Source organism: Microbacterium kyungheense, assembly GCF_006783905.1.
GTDB classification, from domain to species: domain Bacteria; phylum Actinomycetota; class Actinomycetes; order Actinomycetales; family Microbacteriaceae; genus Microbacterium; species Microbacterium kyungheense.
In genome coordinates this window covers 280,357-291,658 of record NZ_VFPE01000003.1, presented here as the reverse complement: position 1 = coordinate 291,658, position 11,302 = coordinate 280,357, and the positions used below count along the sequence as shown (strand labels likewise).

The following is an 11,302-nucleotide window of genomic DNA, read 5'->3' as shown; positions in this document are numbered from 1 at the left end:
CCGCTCGCCGCCTGCGCCGGCGGCAACGCCGGCTCGGGCTCCACGGACGCCGGCGGAGCCGGCGGCACCGACCCCGACACCTTCACCGTCATGACCGCGAACGAGAACCCCGTCCTCTCGGACGAGCTCGACGCGCTCGCCGACGGTGCCTGCAAGGCCGAGAACAAGGCGCTCCCGATCGAGCACCAGAAGGTGGCTCAGGCCGACGTCGTGCAGAAGGTGACGCTGCTCGCCAGCCAGGGCGCGCTCGCAACGCACACGATCGCCGGCACGGCGCTCATCCGCCCCGACGGAGACCTCGGCAAGGCCGGGCTCGTCGGCGACCTGAAGGCTGCCCTCGAAGACGCCGGCACGTGGGACAACGTGCTGCCCGCCGCCGCCTCGACGGTCGAGCAGGTCTACGGCGGCATGTTCTCGATGCCGTACCAGTACAACATCGAGGGCATCTTCTATAACAAGCAGATCTTCGCCGACAACGGCATCGAAGAGCCGCAGACGTGGGACGACCTCGTCGACGCCGCCGCGACGCTGCAGGACGCCGGCATCGTGCCGATGACCGAGGCCGGAGCCAACGGGTGGCCGCTCACCCGCATCCTCGGCATGTACATCTACCGCAACGTCGGTCCCGACGCCATGACCGCGATCCAGAGCGGCGACGCGAAGCTGACCGATCCCGAGTACGTCGCGGGCGCAGAGGCGCTGCAGAAGTTCGCCGAGGACGGCAACTTCGGCGAGGGCTTCTCGACGCGTGACGGCGACACGTCGTCGAACATGTTCCTCACCGGCCAGGCCGCCATGACCTACGACGGCACGTGGCTGCTGAGCGCGATCAACGACCCCGACCGCAACCAGATCGGCGGCGAGAACGTCGGATTCATGCCGTTCCCCGAGGTCGACGGCGGCAAGGGCAGCATCGACCAGTACCCGGCCAACGCGGGTGCGCCGATGATCGTCAACGCCGAGCAGTTCGGCCCGAAGGTGCAGGACTGGATCAGCTGCATCGCCGAGAACTACGGCCAGCAGGCCCTGCAGGACGCGGGCGTCATCTCGGGCTTCAAGGTGAACGGCGAGGTGACCGACATCTCGGAGAACACCGCTGAGATCCAGCAGCGCATCGAGGGCATCGACGAGACGGTGCTGTGGTTCGAGGCGCTGTTCGACCCGAAGAGCAACTCGCTGGCCTCGACCAACGTCACCCTGCTCACGACGGGGCAGATGAGCCCGGAGGACTACATGAAGGACCTCCAGGCGAGCCTCGACGCCAACAAGTGACCTCTGTGCCGGCCTCCTCGCGCCACGGCTTCGGCCTAGGCTCGGGTGAGGCCGGCACACTCCAGAAATCCCCGGGAGAGGCATCCGCCCGATGAACTCGATCTTCGGAGATCGCAAGACGATCTTCATCCTGCTGGCGCCTGCGCTCCTGCTGTACACCCTGCTCAAGATCGTGCCGGTGGCATGGTCGTTCGGCCTGTCGTTCTTCGAGGGCAACACCCTCCGCGGGTTCGAGTGGGTCGGGTTCCAGAACTTCGCGACCTTCTTCACCGACAGCGCCGCCCTGCAGTCGATGTGGGTGAGCGTCTTCTTCGCCGTCGTGGCCACGATCGGCCAGGTCGCGCTCGGCTACGGCCTCGCGCTGCTGTACGTCTTCGTGCTGCGCAAGGGGTCGTCCTTCGTGCGCACCATCGTGTTCTTCCCCGCGATCCTGCCCACCGTGGCGGTCGCGCTGCTCTTCAAGAGCTTCGTGGCGGTCGGCCAGAACCAGGGTCCCGTCAACGACATCATCAACTTCTTCGGCGGCGAGAGCGTCGAGGTGCTCGCCTCGACCGCCGGCACCATGACCACCGCGATCGTGATGACGCTGTGGGGGTCGATGGGCTTCTACGCCGTGCTGCTGTACGCGGGGCTGCTCGACATCCCCGAGGAGGTCATCGAGTCGGCACGGCTGGACGGCGCCAACGGCCTCAAGCTCGTGCGCCACATCATCGTGCCGCTGTCGCTGCCCATCCTGCTGTCGTCGATCATCTTCAGCCTCAACTCGACGCTGAAGGTCTTCGACAGCCTGCTGGCACTCAACGGCGGCGGTCCCGGCACGTCGACCGCGCCGCTCACCCTGTACATGTACCGCACCGCGTTCGAATACGCGGAGTACGGCTACGGCTCGACGATCGCCCTGGTGCTGACGCTGCTGTGCCTGGTGTTCACGCTCGCGATCTTCCGGTCGTCGCGACGCAAGGCGGAGGTCTGACATGACGACGACACTGGAAGCCCCCGCCACGGTCGCGGTCCCCACCCGGCGCAAGCCCGCGCCGAGCCAGGCGAAGCGCACCGCGGTGCGCCTGCTGCGCCGCGTCCCGGTGTGGATCGTGGTGGCGATCCTCATGGTGGTGGTGCTGTACCCGCAGGTGTGGATGGTCCTCGGCTCGTTCAAGACGCAGTCCGAGTTCCTCTCGAACCCCGCGCTGTCGCTGCCGGAGACGTGGAACTTCGACAACTACGTCACCGCGCTCACCAACGGCAACGTGGCGCAGAACTACCTCAACAGCATCATCGTGACGATCCCGTCGGTGCTGCTGATCGTGTTCATCGGCGTCGCGGCCGGCTACGCGCTCGAGGTGATGATCTGGAAGGGCCGCAACGCGGTCCTGCTGTACGTCCTCGCCGGCATCATGGTGCCCGGCCAGATGATCCTCGTGCCCCTGTTCATCGTGTACTTCCGCATGGGCATCACGGACTCCCTGCTGCCGCTGATCATCACGTACACCGTGATGGGGCTGCCCCTGACGACATTCCTCATGGCGACCTACTTCCGCTCGGTGCCCGGTGAGATCTTCGAGGCGGCGACTGTCGACGGCTCGGGGCCGCTGCGGTCGTTCTTCGTTATCGGCGTCCCCATGATGAAGAACGCGATCCTGACGGTCGGGCTCGTGCAGTTCTTCAGCGTCTGGAACGACCTGCTCATCGCGCTGACGTTCACGACGCGCCCCGAGCTCGCGACGATCCAGGTGGGACTGCTGAGCCTCAGCGACGAGTACGGCTCGACGCAGTACGGCCCGCTGTTCGCGGCCGTGAGCATCAACATCGTCGTGCTGCTCATCGTCTTCCTGACGCTGAACAAGAAGATCATGGCCGGCATGGCCGGCGGCGCCCTCAAGGGCTGAGAAGCTGAAAGGCTGGGTCACATGACACAGGCCGCCCCCCGCATCGCGTTCCTGCACACCGGTGCCGTCAACATCGCACCCTTCGGCGCGCTCGCGACGGAGCTGATCCCGGGCGCGACGGTGGTCAACTACCTCGACGACCGCATCGTGGCCGACCTCGGCGACGCCGAGCGCGCGGCATCCGTCCCCGAGCGGATCGACGACCTCGTGCGCGCGGCTGCGGCAGGGGGAGCGGATGCCGTCCTGCTCACGTGCTCGTCGATCTCCGAGCTCGCCGCCCCGGCCGCCGCGGCGGCGGGAGTGCCCGTGCTGCGCGTGGACGAGGCGATGGCCGATGCCGCCGTCCGGGCCGGCCGGCGCATCCGGGTGCTCGCGACCCTGCCGACGACGTGCCGCCCCACTCTGGCGCTGCTGCAGGAGCGCGCTGCGCTCGCCGGCATGGCGCCGGAGCTGACGAGCGAGGTCATCGAGGGCGCCTTCGCCGCGGTGTCCGGTGGCGACCGCGCCACGCACGACCGCCTCGTGGCCGCCGCGATCGAGCGCGGGGCGGCCGAAGCGGACGTGATCGTCCTGGCTCAGGCATCCATGGCCTCCGCCGCCGACGCCGTGTCGGTCGACGTGCCCGTGCTCACGAGCCCGCGCCTGGGTGTCGAGCGCCTGGCGGAGTCGCTGGCGTCCGCTCGGTGACTCCCCGAACCCGGTCGCTGAGCGAGCGCCAGCGAGACGAAGCGTGGCGCACGAGGTCGTTCGTGCGCCACGCTTCGTCTCGCTCGTTCCTCGCTCGCTCAGCGACCGGAGAGCGTGCCGGGCTCCTCGTCAGCGCTCGGCGAGGGCCTCGGCCGAGCGCAGGTCGGTCACGAGCGTCGTGACCCAGTCGCCCGCGAGGGCGCCGTGGATCGCCTCGAGCTTGCGGTCGCCGCCGGCGATGCCGACGCGACGGGGGATGCGCAGCAGGTTCTCGACCGTGATGGCGATGATGCGGTCGTCCAGCGCCCCGCGCACGAGCGAGCCGTCGGCGCGGAAGATGCGGTGGCAGATGTCGCCGACGGCGCCCTGGGCGAGGAGCGACTCGCGCTCGTCGTCGGTGAACGCGTTGCCGCTGGTGGCCAGCACATCGGACGGCTCGATGCTGCCGATGCCCATGATGGCCATCGTGAGCTCGTTCCAGTGGCGGGTGACCTCCTGCATCGAGGGGTCCGACAGCAGGCTGTCGCGGATCGCGGAATCGGCGACGACCCCCGGCGCCTGCACGTAGACGGGGTCGGCTCCGAGCGTGCGGGCGAGCTCGCCGAGGATGCGGTTGGAGTGGCTCTGCGCCTCGGGCGCGCCGATGCCGCCGAGGAGCTGCACGACCTCGGTCGCGCCGCGCACGGTGAAGGGCCGCATCCGGTCCACCATCGCGAGGATGGTCTGACTCCACGACGAGACGCCGATCCGGTCGCCGCCCGAGAGCGTCGCTTCGAGGTAGGCGGCCGCACCGGCCCCGAGTGAGGCGAGGAGCTCGCGTTCGTCGGCATCCGGATCCACGTCGACGACCACCGCCTCGGCGAGGCCGTACTTGTCTTCGAGCTGCTCTTCGAGTGCGGCGTACACGCCGGGGGCGACCGTCACGATGGTGCGGACGATCCCCACCGTCTCGGCGCGCTTGAGCAGACGCGAGACCTTGGCCTGTGAGATATTGAGCGCGACCGCGATGTCGGCCTGCCGGACGCCGCGCTCGTGGTACATGCGGGCGACCTTCGTGAGCAGGCGCACCTGCCCGTCGGCGGGGCGGGTGTACGGCGTGAGTGGCACGGTGTCTCCGATCGCGGCGATCCGAAGAGGTGTATTCGGATTCGCTAACGAAAGGATATTCACTGTCGGCGCGCACCGCCAGTGCACCTCGGCCGTTTTCGATACGGACCGGGCATTTCGGGATGCCGGGCTCCGGCATCCCGAATCGCGAGGCTCAGCCGATCGAGACGGTGCGGGAGTGGATGCCGGGCGCCAGGGTCTCTTCGCCCGCCCCGGGCAGGTCCAGCACGGCCTCGGCGCCCACCGGCACGGTCAGGTCGACGTGCAGCTGCCCGCCCTCGATCCGCCACGAGATCGCGGCCTCGCCGTACGCCGTGAGCTGGCGCGCCGACGCGGAGGTCAGCCCGCCGCCCGGACGCGGGGCGAACCGGATGCGACGGTAGCCGGGGGCGTCGGGAGCGAGGCCCGCGATGACGCGGTGCATCCAGTCGGCGACGGCGCCGAGTGCGTAGTGGTTGAACGACGTCATGGTGCCGGGGTTGACGGTGCCGTCGGGCAGCAGCGAGTCCCACCGCTCCCACACCGTCGTCGCACCCTGCTCCACCTGGTACAGCCAGGACGGGCACTCGCGCTCGAGGATCAGGTCGTACGCGGTGTCGACGTGCCCGCCGTCGCTCAGCGCGTCCGAGACCAGCGGGGTGCCCACGAAGCCGGTCGCGATGCGGTTGCCCGCGTCCTGCACGAGCTGCGCGAGACGGGTGGCTGCGGCATCCCTCATTCCGGCATCGGTGATGAGGCCGAACTGCAGGCCCAGGGCGTAGGCGGTCTGCGCGTCGCTGGTCATCGTGCCGTCGGGGTGGACGTACTCCGCAACGAAGGCCGTCGCCACCTCGTCGGCGAGCCGGTCGTAGTGCGCCTGCTCGTCCGAGAGGCCGAGGACCTCGGCCATGCGCGCGACGGTCCGCGCGGACTTCGCGAAGTACGCGGTGGCCACCAGGTAGCGGTCGGTCAGCGCGTCGGCCGGGTCGTCCGGCGGTGCGGCGGGGTCGAGCCAGTCGCCCAGCTGGAAGCCGGTGTTCCACAGCCGGGAGGGTCCCGAGCGCCGCTCGAGCAGGTCGACCCAGCGGCGGGCGCTGTCGAACTGGGCGCGCAGCACCCCGGCATCCCCGAATCGCTCGTACAGGGTCCAGGGGAGGAGCGTCGCGACGTCGCCCCACGCCGCGCCCGGGCGCAGCGGCGTCCACTTGTCGACGGCGGGGATGACGGGCACGTACCAGGGCACCGTGCCGTCGGGGAGCTGCTCGATCGCGACGTCGCGCAGCCAGCCCGAGAGCATGCCCGACACGTCGAACAGGGTCGAAGCCGTCGGTCCGAACACCTGGATGTCGCCCGTCCAGCCGATGCGCTCGTCGCGCTGGGGGCAGTCCGTGGGGATGTCGACGAAGTTGCCGCGCATGCCCCACACGACGTTCTCGTGCAGGCGGTCGAGCGCCGCGTCCGACGAGGCGAACCACCCCGTGCGCTCGAGGTCGGTGTGGTAGACCCGGGCGACGAGGGCCCCGGCGGCGACGTCGGCGTCGAGGTCGCCCGGCCAGCCCGTCACCTCGGCATAGCGGAAGCCGTGGAACGTGAACCGCGGCTCCCACTCCTCGACGTCGCGGCCGGCGAGCGTGTAGTTGTCGGTCGAGCGCGCTGCGCGCAGCGGCCGCGTGTAGATCTCGCCGTCTTGCAGGACCTCGGCGGTGCGCAGCGTGACGGTCGTGCCCGCCGGGCCGCTGATCCGGATCCGCACGCGGCCCACGAGGTTCTGCCCGAAGTCGAGGATGCGCGAGCCGCTGGGGCCGGTGAGCACCTCGACCGGCAGCACCTCCTGCGTCGCACGCACCGGGGGAGCGGTCGGGGCGACCAGCGTGGCCGGATCGCGGTGGCGCTCGGAGACGTCCTCCCACTGCGCGTCGTCGAACGCGGCGGTGGACCAGCCGGGCTGCTCCTCGCGTGCGTCGTAGTCCTCGCCGTCGTACAGCCCGCTGTGCAGGATCGGGCTCGGCGCCGACCGCCACGACAGGTCGGTGGCGACGGTCTCGCGCGTGCCGTCGGCGTAGGTGAGCTCCAGCTGGCCGAGGAAGGACTGGTCGTACCCGTAGACGTTGCGGAAGCCGCCGCGCCACCCGAGGCGTCCGCGGTACCACCCGTCGCCGAGCCAGGCGCCGAGCGCATTGGCGCCGGGCTGCACCAGGTCGGTGACGTCGTAGGTGTAGTAGCGCAGCCGCTGCCCGTACACGGTCCAGCCCGGCGAGAGCGTGTCGTCGCCGACGCGCTGCCCGTTGAGCTCGGCCTCGTAGACGCCGTGGGCGGTCGCATAGAGCCGGGCACGCACGAGTCCATCGCGCACCTCGAAGTCGCGGCGCACGAGCGAGGGGCGCCGCTCGTCGGAGTGCGGGTTCTCGTTGCGGAACGCCCCGACCGGGCGTGCGATCCAGTCGGCCGGGTCGAGCAGTCCCGCCTCGAGCGTCGTGGCGGGGGATGCCGTCGACCAGGCGCCGTCCGTGCCGCGCACCGCGATGCGCACGGTCACCTGTTCCCGGGAGTGCAGCGGCTCGCCGGGCCAGTCGACCAGCACCTGCTCCGCGCTCTCGACCTCGTGCGTGGAGGTCGTGCCGCGCTGTTCGAGCTCGATGCGGTACGCGGTCTGCTGCCAGCCGTCGGGGGCGGCGGAGATGCGCCACGACAGGCGCGGAGCGCTCTCGCCGATGCCCAGCGGCTCGCGGTGGTGTTCGATGCGGGGTGCGTCGACGGTGACGGACATCGGGTCCTCTCTTCGTGTTGGCTCCGCTGTCACGATCTGCGGCCGTGCGGCGCAGGTGATGACAGGGGAACCGGATAATGAAACGTTTCGGTTTCGCGTGTACAGTGAGTGTGGCATCCGGAACGAAACGTTTCAAGTTCGGTGCGCGACCAAGGGAGGCACGGCATGCGGATCGGCGTCACCGGCAGCGGCGGCAAGCTCGGACGAGCGACCGTCGAGAGGCTCCGCGCCGACGGGCACGACGTGATGGGATTCGATCTCGCCGGTACGCCCGGACCGGGCTTCACCCGCGTCGACCTCACCGACTTCGGGCAGACGCTCGATGCGCTCCTGTCCGTCACCGCGCGGCACGACGGGCTCGGCGCGCTCGTGCATCTCGCCGCGATCCCCGTGAACGGGCTCGTGCCCGACGCGGCGACGTTCCACAACAACGTCACAGTCTCGTTCAACGCGCTGTTCGCCGCGCATCGCGCCGGCATCCGCACGATCGTGCTGGCCTCGAGCATCACGGCCATGGGCTTCCCGTTCGACGACGCGCCGCCGTCGCTGCCGGTGGACGAGACGTACACGAGCGCCAACAACACGTACGGGCTCGGGAAGGTCGCCGAAGAGGCGATCGCAGCCCAGTTGGTGCACTGGACGCCGGAGACCTCGATCACGGCGCTGCGGTTCACCAACGTCGTGGCACCGGACGAGTACGCAACGTTCGAGCGCGCCGCCGAGCCGGACTACCGCCGTGACCTCGTGGGCTCCTGGGTCGACGCCCGGGACGGCGCCCTCGCCGTCTCGCTGGCCCTGGCGAACGCACGCCCCGGTTTCGAGGTGTTCAACGTCGCCGCGCCCGATTCGGGCTGCGCCGCCCCGTCGCGCGAACTCGCGGCGCGCTGGTTCCCCGGCACCCCGGTGGCCGACGACCTCGGCGAGTTCGAGTCGCTCATGTCGACCCGCCGCATCCGCGAGCAGCTCGGCTTCGTGGCCGAGCACGGCTGGCGCTGACATGTCACGGCAGAGCGGCAGCGGCCAGCGTCCGGGGATCCGGCAGGTCGCCGCGCGGGCCGGCGTCGCCGTCGGCACGGTCTCGGCGTACCTGAACCACCCCGATCGCGTGTCGGCGGAGCGGGCGCGACGCATCGCCGAGGCGATCGACGAGCTCGGGTTCGTGCCCAGCATCGCCGGGCGCCAGCTGCGGCTCGGGGTCAGCAGCCTCATCGGCTACCTGTCGCCCGACGTGAGCAATCCGCACTTCAGCGAGATCGCGCAGGAGGTGGAGTACCGCGCCGAGCGCCTCGGCATGACCGTGTTCTTCGCCCACTCGCACGGCGACCGCGACCGCGAGGACGCGTACCTCGAGGCGTTCGAGCAGCGCCAGGTGCGCGGCCTGCTGGTGTCGTCGTTCGCCCCGATCGAGGACCGCCTGGCCGCCATGCGCGAGCGCGGCACCCCGTCGGTGCTCGTCGGACGCCGCGCGTGCGAACCCGGTCAGCCCTCGGTCTCGATCGACGACGTCTCAGGGGGCCGCCAGGCCGTGGACCACCTCGTGACGAGCGGATGCCGCCGCCTCGCGTTCGTGGGCGGCCCGCTGCCGGTGCAGCAGGTGGCCGACCGGCTCGCGGGCGCGCGGGCCGCGCTCGATGCGGCCGCGGACGGGCGGACGATCGAGGTCATCGAGGTGCAGGAACGCTCGATCGCCGCCGGACGCGCCGTCGGCGCCGCGCTGGCGGCACGTCCCGCCGACGAACGGCCGGACGGCGTGTTCGCCGCGAACGACGTCCTGGCGCTCGGACTTCTGCAGGCGCTCGTCGGCGGCGGCGTCACGGTGCCGCACGACGTGGCGCTCGTCGGCTACGACGACAACGAGTTCGCCGAGGCCTCGCTCATCCCGCTGACGAGCGTGCGGGCGCGCCACGACGATTTCGGCGCGACCGCCGTCGACCTCCTGTTCGAGGCCATCGAGCACTGGCCGCACCCCGCGACGGAGCTGCCCGCCGCGCAGCGCGTCTTCGCACCCGAGCTGGTCGTGCGCGACAGCTCGCGGCGCGCCTGAGCACCTCCGACCGACCCCGACCGACCGACACGACATCGAAGGAGAACTCCGTGTCTTCCCCCGAGCTGTACCGCCCGATCGAGCTGACCTTCGACGGCGCCGCCGTCATCCCCGCCGATCGCACGCCGCTGACGGTGCGGCTGCGGCACGCGGCATCCCAGGCCGAACGGGTCGTCCCCGGATTCTGGGACGGCGGCACCACGTACCGCGCGCGCTTCGCGGCCGACCTCGAAGGGGAGTGGACGTGGCAGACCGACAGCGCCGACCCGTCGCTCGCGGGACGATCGGGCGCGTTCGCGGTCGAGCGCGGCGACGACCGCGGCCCGGTGCGCGTCGCCCACCGGTTCCACTTCGCGCACGCCGACGGGACGCCGTTCCGGCCGGTCGGCGCGACCGCGTACAACTGGCTGCACCAGGACGAGCCGCTGTTCACGCAGACCGTCGACGCGATCGCCGCGGCCGGCTTCAACAAGTTCCGCTTCATGGTCTTCCCGCAGGGCGGCGGCTACGTCGAGCACGTCCCGGCGCTCATGCCTTTCGAGAAGACGGACGGACGGTGGGATGTGAGCCGCCCGGTCCCCGCCTTCTTCCAGCGCCTCGAGCGCGCGGTCGAGATGCTCGGGGAGCACGGCATCCAGGCGGACGTCCTCATCTACAACGCTTACGACCGCGGACAGTTCGGGCTGAACGAACTGACCGAATCAGAGGATGCCGCCTACCTGCGCTACCTCGTCGCCCGCCTGGCCGCGTACCCGCACGTGTGGTGGTCGCTGTGCAACGAGTTCGACCAGCTCGAGCGCCCCGACGACCGCTGGGACCGGACCGGCGCGCTGCTGGCCGAGATCGACCCGTACGACCACCTGCGCTCGATCCACAACTGGATCGAGCTCTACGACAACAACCAGCCGTGGGTGACGCACGCCTCGATCCAGAACGGCTCGGTGACCACCGACTTCGGGCGCGCGAACCTCTACCGCGACGTGTGGGGCAAGCCGGTCGTGCTCGACGAGATCAAGTACGAAGGCGACATCCCCGAGCGCTGGGGGCACCTGGACGCCGAGCAGCTCGTGCACCAGTTCTGGGTCTCGACCGCCGCGGGGTGCTACGCCTCGCACGGCGAGAGCTTCGTGACGCCGTCGGGAAGCCTGCACATGGTCGAGGGCGGACCGCTGCGCGGCGACGCGCCCGCACGCCTCGGGTTCCTCCGCGAAGTGCTGGACGGGCTCGACATCGCGGGGCTCGACCCCATCGACAAGTGGGACGATCCCGCGTACGTGGCAGGCATCCCCCGCCGTCAGTACGTGCAGTACCTCGGACGGTCCGCGCCGACCTCGTGGCCGTTCCGCCTGCCGATCGGTGTGCCCGGTGAGCGCCTGCAGGAGGGCGACCGCTTCGAGGTCGACGTCATCGACACCTGGAACATGACCGTCACACCGGTCGGACGCCGCTTCACGCTCACCGAGGTGCAGCGCAACGACGCCTACGACCGCGCCTCGGCGCCGATCGATCTGCCCGAGGGTGCGAGCATCGCGCTGCGCATCACACGGGTCGGCGGCTGAC

General features: G+C 70.5%; 9 protein-coding genes. 7 read left to right on the top strand and 2 right to left on the bottom strand.

What is annotated here, in order from left to right; translation table 11 throughout:
- From FB391_RS13785 to FB391_RS13770, 4 genes are all read left to right on the top strand, one after another.
- Positions 1-1,272: ABC transporter substrate-binding protein (locus tag FB391_RS13785; protein ID WP_141895205.1), on the top strand; the 1,272-nt coding region annotated here is incomplete at its 5' end.
- 91 nt (positions 1,273-1,363) lie between these two features.
- Positions 1,364-2,245, top strand: a complete 882-nt coding sequence (locus FB391_RS13780) for a carbohydrate ABC transporter permease (RefSeq protein WP_141895204.1) — start codon at positions 1,364-1,366, stop codon at positions 2,243-2,245.
- A gap of 1 nt (position 2,246) precedes the next feature.
- Positions 2,247-3,158 (top strand): carbohydrate ABC transporter permease, encoded by a 912-nt coding sequence (locus tag FB391_RS13775; RefSeq protein WP_141895202.1) that lies wholly within the window; start codon positions 2,247-2,249, stop codon positions 3,156-3,158.
- 21 nt (positions 3,159-3,179) lie between these two features.
- Entirely contained in the window at positions 3,180-3,845 is a 666-nt protein-coding gene (locus FB391_RS13770; RefSeq protein ID WP_141895200.1) for an aspartate/glutamate racemase family protein, read from the top strand.
- 129 nt (positions 3,846-3,974) lie between these two features.
- Here the strand turns inward: FB391_RS13770 and FB391_RS13765 are convergent, their stop codons facing one another.
- Complete coding sequence (locus FB391_RS13765; protein WP_141895198.1) at positions 3,975-4,952, bottom strand: sugar-binding transcriptional regulator; 978 nt, start codon at positions 4,950-4,952, stop codon at positions 3,975-3,977.
- A 154-nt stretch (positions 4,953-5,106) separates the two neighbouring features.
- Positions 5,107-7,698: a glycoside hydrolase family 78 protein gene (locus FB391_RS13760; protein WP_141895197.1), complete on the bottom strand. Its 2,592-nt coding sequence runs from the start codon at positions 7,696-7,698 to the stop codon at positions 5,107-5,109.
- 165 nt (positions 7,699-7,863) lie between these two features.
- On the opposite strand from FB391_RS13760, the gene FB391_RS13755 reads away from it, so the two are divergent.
- Genes FB391_RS13755 through FB391_RS13745 form a run of 3 tightly spaced genes read left to right on the top strand, consistent with a single transcriptional unit; the run spans position 7,864 to position 11,301 of the window.
- Complete coding sequence (locus FB391_RS13755; protein ID WP_141895195.1) at positions 7,864-8,694, top strand: NAD-dependent epimerase/dehydratase family protein; 831 nt, start codon at positions 7,864-7,866, stop codon at positions 8,692-8,694.
- A 1-nt stretch (position 8,695) separates the two neighbouring features.
- The gene (locus FB391_RS13750; RefSeq protein ID WP_141895193.1) at positions 8,696-9,742 is read left to right on the top strand and encodes a LacI family DNA-binding transcriptional regulator; all 1,047 of its coding nucleotides are present in this window, start codon (positions 8,696-8,698) and stop codon (positions 9,740-9,742) included.
- A gap of 50 nt (positions 9,743-9,792) precedes the next feature.
- Positions 9,793-11,301 (top strand): apiosidase-like domain-containing protein, encoded by a 1,509-nt coding sequence (locus FB391_RS13745; RefSeq protein WP_141895191.1) that lies wholly within the window; start codon positions 9,793-9,795, stop codon positions 11,299-11,301.
- Position 11,302 lies beyond the last annotated feature (1 nt).